Origin of the sequence: Sphingomonas sp. Leaf242, assembly GCF_001422045.1 — a bacterium.
In the GTDB taxonomy this organism is placed as follows: Bacteria; Pseudomonadota; Alphaproteobacteria; order Sphingomonadales; family Sphingomonadaceae; genus Sphingomonas.
Genome location: NZ_LMLW01000011.1, coordinates 295850 through 313290 on the forward strand (window position 1 = coordinate 295850; position 17441 = coordinate 313290).

A 17441-nucleotide genomic window follows, 5' to 3' on the forward strand; every position below is an offset into this window, starting at 1 on the left:
TCCCGACACATCATCTGTAAATGCTACCGACACCTGGCCAGTGCTACGCGGTCAAATACCAAAAAACCCTGAAGACCGTGCAGCGAATTGACCGATTATACGATTGGCAGGCACGGACTCGTCGTTATAGCTCGGCGCAATCTGGAGGATTCATGACCGTACGTAAGATCGTTCCCGTTATCCTGTCGGGTGGTTCGGGGACCCGCCTCTGGCCGATGTCGCGCCCCGAAATGCCCAAGCAGATGCTGGCGCTGACTGCAGACGAGACGATGCTGCAACTGACCGCCGGGCGCGCGCTGGGCGAGCGCTATGCCGCGCCGATCGTGGTCGCCAATGCGCGGCATGCAGAGCTGGTCGAGCAGCAGCTCGCCGAGGCCGGCGCCGCGCCGCAGGCGCTGATCCTCGAACCCGCGGGCCGCAACACAGCGCCGGCGATCGCGCTGGCCGCACTCGCGGCGAAGGCCGCCTCGGCGGGCGGTGGTGGCGACGCGCTGCTGGTGATGCCGTCCGACCATGTGATCGGCGACGTCGCCGCGTTCCATGCCGCGATCGAGGCGGCAATGCCGCTGGTGGCGCAGGGCTGGCTGGTGACCTTCGGGATCGCACCCGATGCACCCGAGACCGGCTATGGCTGGATCCAGATCGGCGACGAACTCCAGCCCGGCATCAACCGCGTCGCGCGGTTCGTCGAGAAGCCCCCGCTTGACAAGGCGCAGTCGATGCTGGCGAGCGGCGATCACGCCTGGAACGGCGGGATATTCCTGTTTCTCGCCGACGCCTATCTCGAGGCGCTCGCGCAGTTCCATCCCGGCATCCTGGTCGCGACCAGCGAGGCGATGGACAAGGCGCGGATCGAGGGCACGCGGGTCTATCCCGATGCGGCCGCGTTCGCCGCGTCGCCCGACGATTCGATCGATTACGCGGTCATGGAAAAGGCCGACCGCGTCGCGGTGGTGCCGGTCGCGATGGGCTGGAACGACGTCGGCAGCTGGGACGCGCTGCATGCGATCAGCGATCGCGACGCGAGCGGCAACGCGCATCGTAGCGACAAGGACGGGCATGTGCTGGCGATCGACACGCAGCACTGCTTCGTCCGCAGCGACGGCATCCGCGTGTCGCTGGTCGGCGTCAAGGATTTGATCGTGGTCGCGAGCGGCAACGACGTGCTGATCATGCCGCGCGGCCGGAGCCAGGAGGTCAAGAAACTGATCGAAGCGATGAAGGCCAAGGGCTGATCGGAACGAGTGCGGGTGCGGCATACGCCCCGCACCCGCTTTCGTTACAGATCCGTCACGGGCGTTTGCGGCGGCTCGGCACCTTGGACAGCAGGGTCAGCAACGTCGGCAGGTCGTCGGTGATCATCGTATCCGTCGGCGTCTGCCACGAATTGCGCAAGGTTTCGCCAACCGCGTGCAAGCGCCCATCGTTGAACGGCTTGGATGATCTATCTCGCACGGCTGGTCTCGATACGCACACGGGCGACCGACGGGGTCGTTGGGGGTGGATCAACCACGCCGCCGGTCTCCCTGTTTGAACCGCCAGCATCAGATGTGGTTCCCGCGGTCGCGACGAGATTCGATCGACGTGCAACTGGCAAAGCCGTGGCATGTTCGCCTACGATGCGCGCCATATCACCGGAGAGTTCGTCATGGATCGTCGTCAGTTTCTCGCATCGGGCGGTGTCGCAGCATTCGCGACCACATTACTTCCCTCGGCTGCTTTCTCGAAACCCACCGGCGACACCGCGCTGAACGCCGATTTCGAACGGATCTTCCAGCAAAACGTCGCGCGATCGCCCGAGCTCGCGACCTCGCTCGGCCTCGACAAGGGCCCGCTGGCATCGCTGAAGAGCCAGCTCTCGCCGCGGACTCCCGAGAAGCGCGCGAGCGATATCGCCGAGACCAAGGCGGCGATCGCGAGCCTCGCGCGCTATGACGGCGCGGGGCTCTCGCCAGCCGCCAAGCTGAACCTCGAGGTCGTCCGCTATTCGCTCGAAACGCAGATCGCCGCGCCCGAAAAATTCGGCATGGACAGCCCGATCCGCCCCTACCGGATCTTCCAGCAGGGCGGCGCCTATTTCCAGGTCCCCGACTTCCTCAACACCGCGCACACCATCGCGGCGACACCCGACGCCGAGGCGTATCTGGCGCGGCTCGACCAGTTCGGCACCGTGCTCGATCAGGAAAGCGCGATGCAGCAGGCCGAGGCGGCACGTGGCCTGCTCGCACCCGGCTGGTCGCTCGACCTGACGCTCGGCCAGATGCGGAAACTGCGGAGCCAGCCGGCGGCGACGTCGAGCATCGTCCAATCGCTCGTCAAGCGCGCCGCGGCGAAGGGCCTCACCGGCGACTGGCAGGCGCGTGCCGCCAAGATCGTCGACGACAAGGTCTATCCCGCACTCGACCGTCAGATCGCGCTGATCGAGCGACTGAAGCCGATCACCAAGCCCGGCGACGGGATCTGGCGCGTGCCGAACGGCGACGCGATCTATGCGATGGCGCTGAACCAAGCGACCACCACGACGATGAGCCCCGACGAGGTCCACCGCATCGGCCTGACGCAGGTCGCGGAGATTACCGCGCAGCTCGACACGATCCTCAAGTCGCAGGGCTATGCCACCGGCACGGTCGGAGAGCGGCTCGCCAAGCTGAACGTCATGCCCGATCAGCTTTATGCCAACACGGCCGAGGGGCGCACCGAGCTGATCGCCGGGCTGAACGAGGGCATCAAGGCGATGTACACCAAGCTGCCCAAGGCGTTCTCGCGGGTGCCGACGCAGCCATTGGAAATCCGTGCGGTCCCGGTCGAGATCCAGGACGGCGCGGCGAACGGCTATTACAACCGCGCCTCGCTCGATGGCAACCGCCCGGCGATCTACTTCGTCAACCTGAAGGACGTCGGCGACTGGCCGAAATACACGCTGCCGTCGCTCACCTATCACGAGGGCGTGCCGGGGCATCACCTCCAGATCAGCCTCGCGCAGGAATCGAAGGACATTCCGACGCTGCGCAAGATCGGCTTCTTCTCGGCCTATTCCGAAGGCTGGGCGTTGTATGCCGAGCAGCTGGCGGACGAACTCGGCGCCTATGCGACGCCGCTGGAGCGGGCCGGTTATCTCCAGTCGTTCCTGTTCCGCGCGACGCGACTGGTGGTCGATACCGGCATCCACGCGAAGCAGTGGAGCCGCGAGAAGGCGACCGATTACATGGTGGCGACGACCGGCTTCGCGCGACCGCGGACGCTGCGCGAGGTCGAGCGCTATTGCACGCAGGCGGGTCAGGCATGCAGCTACAAGGTCGGCCACATGGCCTGGACGCGCGCACGGATGAAGGCGAAGGCTGCGCTCGGCAGCCGGTTCGACCTGAAGCAGTTCCACGACATCCTGCTCGAAGGCGCGATGCCGCTGACGATCCTCGAACGGCGCGTCGACGAGCGGATCGCCGCGATCCGCGGGCGGGCGTAAGTCCCCGTGAAGGCGGCGATCATCGGGCTGTCAGCGCTGCTGTCGGGGGCTGGCACTCCCGACACTGCCGCACGATCAGCCGCATCGGATCCGATCCTCAAGGCCGAACTGATCGATGCGCACGCCCCCTACCCGCAGGCGCACGCGTCGACGATCGTGCAACTCGCCGACGGCAGCCTGATGGCGTCCTGGTTCGCCGGATCGGGTGAAGGCAATGCCGATGTCCGCATCTGGACGTCGCGCAACGGCGGCGGCGTGGGCGATGGTTGGACTGCGCCCGAGCCGGTGGCGAACGGGATCGGTGCCGATGGTCGCCGCTTTCCCACCTGGAACCCGGTCTTGTTCCAGCCCGCCCCCGGTGACCTCCGCCTGTTCTACAAGGTCGGGCCGAACCCGCGTGACTGGTGGGGCATGATGCTCCGTTCGACCGACAATGGCCGCAGCTGGAGCAAGCCGGAGCGCCTGCCCGATGGGGTACTCGGTCCGATCAAGAACAAGCCCGTCGTGCTCCGCGACGGCAGCTGGCTTGCACCATCGAGCCGCGAGGAGGGGACCGCGGAGGCCAATCGCTGGTCGCTCCGCATGGAACGCAGCACCGATCGCGGCGCGCATTGGACGGTCGAGCCGCCAATCCCCTCACCGATGCATATCGAGGCGATCCAGCCCAGCGTGCTGTCCTACCCCGACGGGCGGCTCGAACTCGTCGCCCGCACGCGCCAGGGTGCGTTGGCGATGAGCTGGTCGAAGGATATCGGCCGGACCTGGTCGCCGCTCGCCGCGATCGACCTTCCCAACCCGAACGCGGGCACCGATGCGGTGACGCTGCGCGATGGGCGACAGCTGATCGTGTACAATCATAGCGGTCATTGGCCCGACCGTCCGGGCGACGGACCGCGCTGGCCGCTCAATGTCGCGCTGTCGGACGATGGCGTGCGCTGGCATCCGGTGCTGACGCTCGAAAGCAAGCCGCTTCCCGACGGCTATGCCTATCCCGCGGTGATCCAGACGCGCGATGGGCTGGTCCGGATCACCTACACCTATGATCGCAAGCACATCAAATACGTCGTGGTCAACCCGCGCCGGCTGCGCTGATCCGGACTAGAGCGATGCCCACGCCGTTTCGGGGTTCAGCTTTGGGCGCGTGTTACAATACAGGCTCCGTCACCCCGGACTGGTTCCGGGGTCCACCGTTCCGCGAACCAAAATGTCTCGATCGTGCGGGACCGTGGATGCCGGAACAAGCCCGGCATGACGGAGGAGAAGAGATGGTCTGGCGCCCTACCCCTAACTCGAACAGGATAACCGCCGAGCCCGCTCAACGTCCCCGGGCGTCGAGCGTCTGCGCGGCCACGCGGACTGTCGCCGTCTGGACGATATCAGCAGCCGACGTCGCCAACATCACCTTGTAGTCGCCGCCCGCGATCTTCCAGCCGCCGCTGGCGACGTCGAACGTCGCGAGCAGGCGCGGGTCGATCGTCACCGACACCGTCTGGCTCTTACCAGGGGCGAGATCGAGCTTGCGGAACGCGCCGAGCCGCTTGGGTGCTTCCCAGCCGGCGCCCGACACATAGACCTGCGCGACCGCCTTGCCCTGTACCGCGCCGGTGTTCTGGACGGTGAAGTCCGCCTTGATGCCCTTGCCGGCAGGCGCCGCGGTCAGGCCGGTCATCGCGAAGTTCGTGTAGGACAGGCCATAGCCGAACGGGAACAGCGGCTTGGCGCCGGTCTTGTCGAACCACTTATAACCGACCGCAGCGCCCTCGATGTCGTAATTGCCCATCGGATGCGAATCGCGGTCGAGCTTCGGGTCACCCTCGAGCTTCGGCCGCGGCAGCTGCGCGAGCGACGCGGGGAAGGTCGCGGGCAGACGCCCCGACGGGTTGATCTCGCCGGTCAGCACGCGCGCAATCGCTTCGCCGCCCGCCGTGCCGGGATACCACGCCTCCAGCACCGCGCCGACCTTGCCAAGCCACGGCATCACCACCGGACCGCCGGTCTCCAGCACCACCACCGTCTTCTTGTTGGCTAGCGCCACCGCATCGATCAGCGCGTTCTGGCCAGCCGGCAGGTTCAGGTCGGGGACGTCGAACGACTCGCCCGTCCACTGCTCGCCAAATACGATGACGACATCCGCTTTCCGCGCCGCCGCGGCAGCCGCCTTGACGTCCTTGCCGTCGAGATAGGTCACGGTGGCGCCGGTCCGCGTCTGCAACGCCTTCATCGGTGACGACGCGTGATAGGTCTTGGGACCGGGGAAGCCGCTCGGGAACTCGTCGGGTACGATCAGGCCGTTGGTCGGCGCATTGTGCGAATACACCTGCGACGATCCACCGCCCGACAGCACGCCGACATCGGCATGCGCGCCGATCAGCAGGATCGACTTGGCCGACTTGGCGATCGGCAGCAGACCCGCGGTGTTCTTGAGGAGAACGATGCCCTCTTCCGCGTCCGCGCGCGTCACTGCGGCATGCGCGGCGTAATCGATCTTGGTCGCCTGGTCGCCGTTCACCACCGTGTCGAACGCCCCGACGGAGACCATTCCCCACAGCACGCGCCGCGCCATGTCGGTCGCGCGCGCCTCAGTCACATGACCGTTGTTGACCGCTTCGCGCAGCGCGTCCGCGAAGTACGCCGAGCGATCGAACGCCCAGCCAGATTGCTGGTCGAGTCCGGCATTGGCCGCCTCGCTGGTCGAATGCGTCGCGCCCCAGTCGGACATGACATAGCCCTTGAAGCCCCAGTCGCGCTTCAGGACCTTGTTCAAGAGCCAGTCGTTCTCGCACGCGTAATGGCCGTTCACGCGGTTGTACGAGCACATCACCGAGCCGGGCTGGCCGACCTCGTTGGCGATCTCGAACGCGAGCAGATCGGACTGGCGTGCTGCCTGTTCGCCGATCTTGTGATCGATGTTGTTGCGGTTCGTCTCCTGGCCGTTGAACGCGTAATGCTTCATCGTCGAGACGACGTGCTGCGACTGGATGCCCTTGATCTCGTGCCCGGTGATGACGCCGGCCAGCAGCGGATCCTCGCCGCCATATTCGAAGTTGCGCCCGTTCCGCGGTTCACGCGTGAGGTTCATGCCGCCCGCGAGCTGCACGTTGAAGCCCGACAGGAACGCCTCTCGGCCGATCATCGCGCCGCCGGCCTGGGCGAGTTCGGGGTTCCAGGTCGCCGCGGTCGCGATCCCCGACGGCAGCGAGGTGCGCAAGCGCGGCGTCGGTCCGCGCTGGCTGGCGACGCCGACGCCGGCATCGGTCTCCCACTGGTTGGGGATGCCGAGCCGCGGGATACCGGGGACGATACCGGCGGACGCGGGCAGACCGTCCTTCGGATAGACCCAGTTCTTGACCGGCGTCTTCAGCCAGTCGGCGTTGGTCGCGAAATAGCCGAAGGTGAGTTGCAGCTTCTCGTCGAGCGTCATCTCCTTGAGGAGCAGGTCGACGCGTGCGTCTGCACTGAGCTTGGTGTTCATCCACGGCCGCGCCTTGGGGGCCGCGGTCTTCGCCGCCGCGGCGCCAGGCGCGTTGTTGGTCGTCTGCGCGGCAACCGGCGCCGCAATCGCGAGCACCGATCCCGCAAGCAATCGGACGAACAGGGCGCGGGAACGGAATGCGGTCATGGGCTCTCTTTCACGTGATCTTGTGCGGACCGTGTGTGACGCGTCCGTCCCGTTGCCGCAACCGGTCGTCGTATCGGGCAGCGGATCAAATGGGTCCGAAACCACCGCCACCGGGTGTTTCGATCGCGAACACGTCGCCCGGCCGCATGTCGACCTTGGCGGTGGAGCCGAGCTGCTCGATGCCGCCATCCGCGCGCTCGATGGTCGCCGAGCCCAGTCCGCCGGCCTCACCGCCCGCCATCCCGAACGGCGCCACGCGGCGGCGGTTGGCGAGGATGCAGGCGGTCATGTCCTCGAGGAAGCGCACGCGCCGCGTCGCCCCGTCGCCGCCACGATGTGCGCCTGCCCCACCCGAGCCGCGGCGGATCGAGAACTTTTCCAGCAGCACCGGGAAGCGCGTTTCGAAGATTTCCGGGTCGGTGAGACGGCTGTTGGTCATGTGCGTCTGGATCACCGACGCGCCATCGAAGCCGGGGCCTGCGCCCGCGCCGCCGGCGATCGTCTCGTAATATTGGTGCGTGTCGTTGCCGAAGGTGAAGTTGTTCATCGTCCCCTGGCTGGCGGCCATCGCGCCGAGCGCGCCGAACAGCGCGTCGGTGACCACCTGGCTGGTCTCGACGTTGCCCGCGACGACCGCGGCCGGGTAACGCGGGTTGAGCATCGAGCCTTCGGGCACGCGGATCGTCACGCCCCGCAGGCAGCCATCGTTGAGCGGGACCGCCTCGTCGATCAGCGCGCGGACGACGTAGAGCACGGCCGCGCGGACGATCGAGACGGGAGCGTTGAAGTTGGTCGGCCGCTGCCCGCTGGTGCCGGCGAAGTCGACCTCCATCGTCGCGGCCTCGCGATCCACCCGAACCGCCACGCGGATCACGGCGCCGTCGTCCATCTCGTAGGCGAACGCGCCGTCGTCGAGCGTCGCAATCAGGCGGCGGACGGCGGCGTCCGCATTGGCCTGGACGTGCCCCATGTAGGCCGCGACGACGTCCGTGCCGTACTCGTCGGCCAATCGCGCAAGCCCTGCCGCCCCGCGCGTGCAGGCTGCCAACTGTGCAGCGAGATCGGCAATGTTCTGATCGATGTTGCGTGCGGGATAGGGGCCGCTCGCGAACACCGCGCGCAGTTCGGCTTCGAGGAAGCGACCTTCATCGACAACCAGCACGTCGTCGAGCAACACGCCTTCTTCCTCGACCGAGCGGCTTTCGGGGGGCATCGATCCTGGGGTGATGCCGCCGACGTCCGCGTGATGGCCGCGGGCAGCGACGAAGAATGCGGGCGCATCGTCGTCACCTGCGAAGACCGGCATGATGACGGTGATGTCGGGTAGGTGCGTACCGCCGCGGTAGGGGGCGTTGAGCGCATAGGCGTCGCCTCGGCGGATACCGCGGCCGTCTGCGCCGCCGCCTCGTGCGTCGATGATCGTGCGGATGCTCTCGCCCATCGAGCCGAGGTGGACCGGGATGTGCGGGGCGTTGGCGACGAGGTTGCCGTGCGCGTCGAACAGCGCGCAACTGAAGTCGAGCCGTTCGCGGATGTTGACCGACGCGGCGGAACGCTGGAGCGCGGCGCCCATCTCCTCGGCGATGCTCATGAACAGGCCGGCAAAGATTGCGAGGCGCACCGGGTCTGACTCGGTACCGATGCTTGCGCCGACACGCGGCGCGATCCGGTCGAGGATCAGGTTGCCGATCGGATCGACGCGCGCGCGCCAGCCGGGCTCGACGATGGTGGTCGAGACGCTGTCGAGGATCAGTGCGGGGCCATCGATTGCGTGTCCGGCGGGGAGGCCTTCGCGCGCCAGGACGGGCGTGTCGTGCCATGCGCCGGCCATGTAGACCGGGGCGACGGACAGCGGCGCGGCTGGCTCTTCGGGGAAGGCGACCAGCGCGGCATCGAGCGGCGGACTCTCGGCGATCGCCTCGGCGACGATCCGGTCGGCGATCAGCGGTGCCTCGCTGGCGAAACCGAACTGCGCGATGTGCGCGGCATCGAACGCGGCGATCATCGCGGCCGGGTCGTCGAGATCGAGCTCGATCGTGTGGTCGGTCTGGCCTCGGCGCAGATGCACGCGGCGTTCGGTCCGCACGTCGTCCGCCGTGACGCCCTGCGCCACCAGGGCGTCGCGCGCTGCTTCCGCGAGACCGTCCACTGCCTGCGTGATCTCGACATACTCAGCGAACGCCGCACCCGACGTCGCCTCTCGGAGAACCCGGCGATCGGCGAGCCCCATGCCGTACGCCGACAGCACGCCGGCCAGCGGGTGGATCATCACCCGGTCCATCGCCAGCGCGTCCGCGACGAGGCACGCATGCTGCCCCCCGGCCCCACCGAAGCACGCCAGCGTGTAGCGCGTCACGTCATGCCCGCGCGCGACCGAGATCGTCCGGATCGCATTCGCCATGTCGGCCACCGCAACCGCGACGAACCCTTCGGCGGCGACCTGCGGATCGAGCGGCAATTCCGCGAACCGGGCGGTCACCGCCTCGGCATCGAGCGGTTGGTTGCCGGTCGGTCCGAACAGCGTCGGGAAGAATTCGGGCCGAACCTTGCCGAGCATCACATTGCAGTCGGTCACGGTCAGCGGCCCGCCGCGGCGGTAGCACGCAGGCCCCGGCACCGCGCCCGCGCTCTCGGGGCCGACGATCAACCGCTCGCCGTCGAACCGGCAGATCGAGCCCCCACCCGCCGCCACCGTGTGGATTCGCAGCATCGGCGCGCGGATGCGGGCACCGGCGATCAGCGTCTCGGTGTCGCGCTCGTAGGTGCCGGCGTAGTGCGACACGTCGGTCGAGGTGCCGCCCATGTCGAAGCCGATGATGTGCTCGAAGCCGGCCTCGCGCGCGGATGCGGCCATGCCGACGATGCCCCCCGCGGGGCCTGATAGGATCGCATCCTTGCCACGAAAGCCTGCGCCGTCGACCAGTCCGCCCGACGACTGCATAAACAATGCACCCTGCCCCAGCGCGTCGCTCAGGCCCGCGACATAGCGATCGACGACCGGCGACAGATACGCATCGACGACGGTCGTATCGCCACGCCCGATCAGCTTGATCAACGGCGCGACGCGGTGGCTGACCGAAATCTGCGTGAAGCCGATCTCGGCCGCGATTGCCGCCAGCACCTCCTCGTGCGCAGTGAAGCGATAGCCGTGCATGAGGACGATCGCGACCGCGCGTAGCCCGCTGTCGAATGCCGCCTGCAATCCTGCGCGGGCTGCATCGACGTCGAGCGGACGGAGCACATCGCCCTCCGCGCCGACACGTTCGTCGATCTCCACGACATGCGCGAACAGCGGCGGCGGACGGTTCACGTCGCGCGCAAAAATATCGGACCGCTCCTGGTGACCGATCAGCAACGCGTCGCCGAACCCGCGGGTGATCGCGAGGCAGGTCGGCTCGCCCTTGCGCTCGAGCAGCGCGTTGGTCGCGACCGTCGTCCCGATGCGCAGTTCGAGCGGAACATCCGCGCCATCCGTCAGCCGCCGGATCGCCTCGACCGCGGCGTCATCATAGCGCTCGGGATCTTCCGACAGCAGCTTGGCGGTGACGATCCGTCCGTCCGGTTGCCGCGCGACGACATCGGTGAACGTGCCGCCGCGATCGATCCAGAACTGCCATGGGGTCATCGGTTACTCAGCCCAGAAAAGCGGTCATCCGTGCGGCGGCATCGGTCCACGCGACCGAACGATCGTCGAGCCATGCGTCGTCGTAATAGGTGCAGCCATAGCGGTCGCCTCCATCGCACAACAGCGTGACGATGCTGCCCGTCTCGCCCGCCGCCGCCATCTCCTCGACGATCTGCGCGCACGCCCAGAGGTTGGTCCCGGTCGAGCCGCCGACGCGCCGGCCGAGCCGGTCGGACAGCGCGCGCATCGCGCCGATGCTGTCGGCATCCTCGACCGCGATCATCCGGTCGATGACGCTCGGCACGAAGCTCGGCTCGACGCGCGGCCGCCCGATCCCCTCGATCTTCGACGCGCACCCTTCGGGTAACGCGACCACCGAGCGATCCTCGAAATGGCGATGGAACACCGAGTGCACCGGATCCGCGACGCACAATTTGGTGTCGTGGCGGCAGTACCGGATGAACCGCCCGATCGTCGCCGACGTGCCCCCCGTCCCCGCGCCGCAGACGATCCAGGACGGGCACGGATGCTCCTCCTCGGCCATCTGCGCGAAGATGCTCTCGGCGATGTTGTTGTTGCCGCGCCAGTCGGTCGCGCGCTCGGCGTAGGTGAACTGGTCGAGATAATGCCCGCCGGTTTCGGCCGCGAGCCGGTGCGACACCGCGTAGACGGTGCGCGGATCGTCGACCATGTGGATCTCGCCGCCGTGAAAGCGGATCGCGTCGAGCTTGGGCTTGGCGGTCGTCGAGGGGACCACCGCAATGAAGCGCAGCCCGAGCATTTTCGCGAAATACGCCTCCGACACCGCGGTTGATCCCGACGAGGATTCGATCACCGTCGTCTCGGGCCCGATCCATTCGTTGCACAGCGCGTACAGGAACAGCGAGCGCGCAAGCCGGTGCTTCAGGCTGCCCGTCGGGTGCGAACTCTCGTCCTTCAGGTACAGCACGATGCCGGGGTACCGCGGCAAATCCACCCGGATCAGGTGCGTGTCGGCGGACCGGTTATAGTCCGCCTCGATCTTCCGCACCGCCTCCGACAACCAGCGCCGGTCGTCGCGCTTCGTCACCCTTGCAGCCCGTGACGGACTAGCATCGCGGTCGGCTCGGGATCACGCCCGCGGAACGCGCGGAAGCTGTCCGCCGCCGGCCGCGTCGCACCGCGCGCGAGAACTTCCTCGCGGAACCGATCGCCGGTCTTGCGATCGACTAGTCCCGCTTCCGCAAACGCCTCGAAGCCATCGGCCGCCAGCAACTCGGCATAGAGATAGCTGTAATAGCCCGACGCGTAGCCGCCTGCGAAAATATGGCTGAACGCGTGCGGGAAGCGGTGCCATGCGGGCGGGCGGATCACCGCCACCTCGTCGCGGACCGCCTCGATCACCTCGATCGGATCGCTGCCCATCGTGCCGAGATGGAGCAACAGGTCGAACAGCGCGAACTCGACCTGGCGCAGGATGAACATCCCCGCCTGGAAATGCCGCGCCTTCACCATCCGCTCGAACAGGTCGGCGGGGAGCTGCTCGCCGGTCTTGTAGTGGCCGGACATGCCGGTCAGCACGTCCTTGTCCCAGGCGAAATCCTCCATCAGCTGGCTCGGCAGCTCGATCGCGTCCCATTCGAAACCGTTGGTGCCGGCGATGCTCGGCCGGTTCACCTTGGTGAAGAGCAGGTGGATGCAATGCCCGGTCTCGTGCAGCAGCGTCGTGACGTCGTTGTGGCTCAGCAAAGACGGCGTTTCACCACCATCGGGCGCGAAATTGCAGACGAGATACGCGACCGGCACCGTGACGGTGTTGCCGTCGTGCAGCCGTGGCCGCGCCTGCGCCATCCAGGCGCCGCCACGCTTCCCGGTGCGCGCGTGGAGGTCGAGATACAGCCCGGCGAACACCGTCCCGCTCTCATCCACCACGTCGAAGAACCGCGCGTCCTCGTGATAGAGCGAAACGTCGTCGCGCTCGACCAGCGTGATCCCGAACAGCCGCTGCATCAGCGTCTGCCAACCCTCCATCACCCGCTCGACCGGGAAATACGCCTTCACCACCTGCGCATCCACCGCATAGCGATCCTGCCGCAGCCGGTTCGACACGAAGCCCGCATCCCAGGGCTCGAAATCGGCGATCCCGAGCTGCTCGGCGGCAAACGTCTTCAGCTCGGCGAGGTCACGCTCCGCCGCCGGCTTCGCCCGCCGCGCCAGATCGCGCAGGAACGCGATCACCTCGGCTCCATTGGGGGCCATCTTGGTCTCCAGCGACCACGCGACCGGATCGGTGAAGCCGAGCAGCTTGGCGCCCTCATGCCGTAGTTCGAGAATACGCGCGATCCGCGCACTGTTGTCGAACTCGCCGGCATTCGGTCCCTGGTCCGACGCGCGCGTCGCGAACGCGCGGTACATGCGCGCGCGCAGCTCGCGGTTCTCGGCGAAGGTCAGCACCGCGTTGACGCTCGGCTGTTGCAGCGTGACCAGCCAGCCCGCCTGCCCCTTCGCCTTGGCGGCATCCGCGAACATCGCCTTGTCCGCATCCGAGATCCCGGCGAGATCCGCCTCGTCCGTCACCAGTTCCGACCACGCGTCGGTCGCATCCAGCACCGCGCTGCCGAACTCGTTCGACAACCCGGAAAGCTCGACCGAAATCTCACTGAACCGGTCCCGCGCCTCGGGCTCCAGCGCCACACCCGACAGCGTGAAGTCGCGGATCGCCTGCTCGACCGCGACGCGGTCCTCGACGGGCAGGTCGGCAAACTCGGGCGACACGCTCAGCGCCACGAACACCTCGTACAGGTCGCGGTTCTGCCCGACCTTCATGTCGTTCTCGACGAGCCGCTTCTGCCCATCGGAATACGCCGCGCGCAGCTCGGGCGTGTCCGCCACGCCGTGCAGGTGCGAAACCGCCGACCAGATCGCGCCGATCTCGGTATTCGCACGCTCGTACGGCAGCCACGCGCCCGCGAAATCGGCTGGTCGCGCGGTCGTCAGCGCCTCGACCATCGCCTCGTGCCGCGCGATCGCCTCGTCGAGCGCAGGCGCGATCTGGTCGGGCGAGAGTTCCGCGAAACGGGGCAGCGACAGCGTATCGAGAAGCGGGTTCGTCGGGGCAGTCATGGAAAATCCTTCAGCATTCGACGACGTTGACGGCCAGGCCACCAAGCGACGTCTCCTTATATTGCGAGCGCATGTCCTCACCGGTCTGGCGCATCGTCTCGATCACCGCATCGAGGCTGACGATATGGCGACCGTCGCCGCGAAGTGCCAGATACGCGGCGTTGATCGCCTTGATCGCACCCATCGTGTTGCGCTCGATGCACGGGATCTGGACCAGCCCGCCGATCGGATCGCAGGTGAGCCCGAGATTATGCTCCATGCCGATCTCGGCCGCATTCTCGATCTGTTCGTTGGTCCCACCGAGCGCCGCGACCAGCGCCCCCGCCGCCATCGAGCACGCAACGCCGACCTCGCCCTGGCACCCCATCTCCGCCGCCGAAATGGAGGCGCGCTTCTTGTAGAGGAAGCCGATCGCCGCCGCGGTCAGCAGGAAATCATGCGCACCCTTCGCCGTCGGGTCCTTGGTGAAGGTCTCGTAGAAGCGCAGCACCGCCGGCAGCACGCCCGCCGCGCCGTTGGTCGGCGCGGTAACGACGCGGCCACCCGCGGCATTCTCCTCGTTCACCGCGAGCGCATACAGGCTCACCCACTCGAACACCGCGGAGGGATCGGCCGCGGTATCGCGTGCCTGCAAGCCCTCGAACAACGCCTTCGCGCGCCGCGGCACCTTCAGCCCGCCGGGCAGGATACCGCCCTGCCGACACCCGCGATCGATCGACGCGAACATGGCGCCCCGCACCGCATCAAGGAAAGCGTCGGTCTCGCTTTCCGGCCGCCAGGCGATCTCGTTCTCGCGGACGATGTCGGCGATCGTCATCCCCGTCGCATCGCCGGTCGCGAGCAGTTCCGCCCCCGACGAGAACGGCCGCGGCAACAGGATGTTCGCCTTGACCGGCCCCGAGCCAGCCTCGACGATCGCACCGCCACCGATCGAGAAATAGGTGCGTTCCACGCTCCGCCCATCGCCGAACGACGCGGTAAAGGTCACCGCATTGGGATGCCCCGGCAGGAAGGTCTGTGCATGGAACAGCAGGTGCTGGCTCTCTTCGAACCCGATCTCGACCCGCTCCGCCAGCATCAGTCGCCCGCTCGACCGGATCGCCGCGAGCCGCACCGGGATCAGGTCCGGATCGATCGTCTCAGGCTGCGCACCGCTCAGGCCAAGCATCACCGCACTGTCGGTCGCATGCCCCCGCCCGGTCAGCGCGAGCGAACCAAACAGGTCTACGCGCACCGCCACCGGCGTCTCGTCCGCCACCAGATCCGCGAACAACCACGCCGCACGCATTGGCCCGACGGTATGCGAACTCGACGGCCCGATCCCGATCGTGAACAGGTCGAGAATGCTGATCGCCTGATGGCAATCGGGGCGCGCTCGCGTGCGCTCGTCGGGGCGATCGAAGGTCAGCGGATCCATGCCCTGCGCCATGCACCGCCAACGCGGCGATGTCAGCCGGATTTCAACCACTGGCGGAGCACCGCGGTGACCTCGCCGGGACGTTCGAGCGGGGACAGATGGCCGCAGCCCCGCAGCAGGTGGAAGTGCGCACCCGGAATCCGCAGGCTCAGCGACAGCGCGTCGTCGGGGGTGCAGATCCGGTCGCGATCGCCGACCGCTACCAGGGTGGGCACGTGAATCGCGGCGATCGCCTCGCTGATGTCTGGTCGGGCGAGCAGCGCGCGTTGCTGGCGTTCGAACACGACCGGGCCCACACGATCGGCCATCGCCTGGGCCGGGCCGCTGACGATCGCGGACAGGCGCGGGTCGGCGTGCGGCGCGGTGGCGAGCATCCCCTGCCCCGCGACGGTACGCGGACGGACGTCCATCGACCCGCGCGTGCCGAACAGCGCGATCCGCGTGATCCGCTCGGGCGCCTGGCGGACCATCTCCATCGCGACGTAGCCGCCGAGGCTGACGCCGGCGACCGCAAAGCGCGCCGGTGCGGCGGCGAGCACCCGTGCGGCCATCGCCGACAGCGTATCGTCCTGCGACAGGTCGCCGAACTCGACCTGCGCGACGGCGGCAAGGTCGACGATCTGGCGGGCCCAGAGCTGGCCGTCGCAACCCATCGCGGGGAGCAGCATCAACGGTGTACGCGGTCGGATCATGCGGAAGCTCCGGTAGCGGCGGGTTGCGGGGATGCTCACCTCAGGCCACGAACGGGAAGGCGAGCGCGATCATGCCGACGATCGTCATCACGACGCAGACCGCGATCGCGGGCACGAGCGTGAAGCGCTGGTGATCGGCGAGGTCGATCCCGACCAGGCTGACCAGCAGATAGGTCGACGGGACCAGCGGGCTGAGCAGGTGGACCGGCTGGCCCATCAGCGACGCGCGGGCGATCGCCTCGGGCGCGACGCCGTAATGCGCGCCGGCCTCGGCGAGGATCGGCAGCATCCCGAAATAGAACGCGTCGTTCGAGATGAAGAAGGTGAACGGCATGCTCAGCACCGCGGTGATCGGCGCCATGTACGGCCCGAGCGCGGGCGGGATCACGCCGACCACCGCCTTGCTCATCGCCTCGACCATGCCGGTGCCACCGAGGATCCCGGTGAAGATGCCCGCCGCGAAGATCAGCGAAACGACCGCCAGCACGTTGCCGGCATGCGCGGAAATCCGCTCCTTCTGGTCGGCGACGCCGGGATAGTTGACGATCATCGCGATCGCGAACGCCAGCATCATCAGCACCGACAACGGGAGGATGCCCCATACCAGCAACGTCAGCAGCGTGATGACGAGCGCGGCGTTGAACCAGATCAGCTTCGGGCGACGTGCCTCGGGATATTGCGAGACGGCCATGCCGGTGAACTCGGTATCGGCGGTGATGCCGGCTTCACCCATCCGCACGCGCTCCTTGCGCCCGAAATACACGGCGAGACCGATCAGGAAGGCGAGGCCGGCGATCATGCCGGGGATCAGCGGCAGGAACAGCGTCGCCGGATCGAGCTTTAGCGCACTTGCGGCACGCGCGGTCGGCCCGCCCCACGGCGTCAGGTTCATGATCCCGCTCGTCGTCATCAGCAGGCAGACGAGGTACAAGCGGTTCATGTTGAAGCGCTTGTAGAGCGGCAGCAGCGCGGCGATCGTGATGATGTAGGTGGTCGAGCCGTCGCCATCGAGGCTGACGAGCGCGCATAGCACGACCGTCCCGATCAGGATCCGCATCGGATCGCCGTGGACCATGCGGATCAGACGCCCGACCAGCGGATCGAACAGGCCTGTGTCGGTCATCGTCGAGAAGAACAGGATCGCGAACAGCAGCATGACGCCGGTCGGCGCGAGGTTCTTGATGCCGTCGATCATCATCGGGCCAAGACCCGCGGCCTCGCCCGCAAACACGCCGAAGATCGACGGGATCACGATGAGCGCGACCAGCGGCGTCATCTTCTTGGTCATGATCAACGTCATGAACGTGGCGACCATCAGGAAGCCGAGCAGGGCAAGGTTCATCGCATCGTCCTAGGAAAGGGCGTGAAAAAGGGGGTGGTGGCAGGACGCATCGCAGTTACCGTCGCAGGCGGCACCAGCACTTCGTCATCCTGACGAAAGTCAGGACCCAGGGTTACAGGGCGCAGTGCTGCGTGGCTCTGGGTCCTGACTTTCGTCAGGATGACGGCGCGCGCGGGGCTGC

Annotated in this window: 11 protein-coding genes; 3 read left to right on the forward strand and 8 right to left on the reverse strand. The window is 67.3% G+C overall.

The genetic code is table 11. From position 1 onward, the window contains the following. Positions 1-152 precede the first annotated feature (152 nt). Positions 153-1235 carry a mannose-1-phosphate guanylyltransferase/mannose-6-phosphate isomerase gene (locus ASF09_RS17230; protein ID WP_082444379.1) on the forward strand — a complete coding sequence of 361 codons (1083 nt, stop codon included), beginning with the start codon at positions 153-155 and terminating at the stop codon, positions 1233-1235. Between the two features lie 55 nt (positions 1236-1290). Here ASF09_RS17230 and ASF09_RS21095 read toward each other — a convergent pair whose 3' ends face one another. Beyond that, a complete protein-coding gene (locus tag ASF09_RS21095; protein WP_268795643.1) occupies positions 1291-1416 on the reverse strand; it encodes a hypothetical protein in 126 nt (41 codons plus the stop codon). Between the two features lie 232 nt (positions 1417-1648). On the opposite strand from ASF09_RS21095, the gene ASF09_RS17235 reads away from it, so the two are divergent. Both ASF09_RS17235 and ASF09_RS17240 read left to right on the forward strand, forming a co-directional pair. Then, a complete protein-coding gene (locus ASF09_RS17235; protein ID WP_060527359.1) occupies positions 1649-3463 on the forward strand; it encodes a DUF885 domain-containing protein in 1815 nt (604 codons plus the stop codon). Between the two features lie 6 nt (positions 3464-3469). Then, positions 3470-4555 (forward strand): sialidase family protein, encoded by a 1086-nt coding sequence (locus ASF09_RS17240; protein WP_235529872.1) that lies wholly within the window; start codon positions 3470-3472, stop codon positions 4553-4555. A 223-nt stretch (positions 4556-4778) separates the two neighbouring features. Here ASF09_RS17240 and ASF09_RS17245 read toward each other — a convergent pair whose 3' ends face one another. The 7 genes from ASF09_RS17245 to ASF09_RS17275 all read right to left on the reverse strand — a co-directional run bounded on the left by ASF09_RS17245 (position 4779) and on the right by ASF09_RS17275 (position 17260). Beyond that, the gene (locus ASF09_RS17245) at positions 4779-7082 is read right to left on the reverse strand and encodes a glycoside hydrolase family 3 C-terminal domain-containing protein (protein ID WP_060527307.1); all 2304 of its coding nucleotides are present in this window, start codon (positions 7080-7082) and stop codon (positions 4779-4781) included. 85 nt (positions 7083-7167) lie between these two features. Further along, complete coding sequence (locus ASF09_RS17250; RefSeq protein ID WP_060527308.1) at positions 7168-10707, reverse strand: hydantoinase B/oxoprolinase family protein; 3540 nt, start codon at positions 10705-10707, stop codon at positions 7168-7170. Between the two features lie 7 nt (positions 10708-10714). After that, the gene (locus ASF09_RS17255) at positions 10715-11776 is read right to left on the reverse strand and encodes a PLP-dependent cysteine synthase family protein (RefSeq protein WP_060527309.1); all 1062 of its coding nucleotides are present in this window, start codon (positions 11774-11776) and stop codon (positions 10715-10717) included. Next, entirely contained in the window at positions 11773-13809 is a 2037-nt protein-coding gene (locus ASF09_RS17260) for a M3 family metallopeptidase (protein ID WP_060527310.1), read from the reverse strand. The genes ASF09_RS17255 and ASF09_RS17260 overlap by 4 nt, the downstream gene beginning before the upstream one ends. A 10-nt stretch (positions 13810-13819) precedes the next feature. After that, on the reverse strand, positions 13820-15226 hold the full coding sequence (locus ASF09_RS17265; RefSeq protein WP_060527361.1) for an L-serine ammonia-lyase: 1407 nt from the start codon (positions 15224-15226) through the stop codon (positions 13820-13822). Positions 15227-15258: 32 nt separating this feature from the next. Then, the gene (locus tag ASF09_RS17270; protein WP_235529873.1) at positions 15259-15918 is read right to left on the reverse strand and encodes an alpha/beta fold hydrolase; all 660 of its coding nucleotides are present in this window, start codon (positions 15916-15918) and stop codon (positions 15259-15261) included. Positions 15919-15958: 40 nt separating this feature from the next. Further along, positions 15959-17260, reverse strand: coding sequence for a CitMHS family transporter (locus ASF09_RS17275; RefSeq protein ID WP_056064457.1), 1302 nt, complete (start codon positions 17258-17260; stop codon positions 15959-15961). Between the last annotated feature and the right edge of the window lie 181 nt (positions 17261-17441).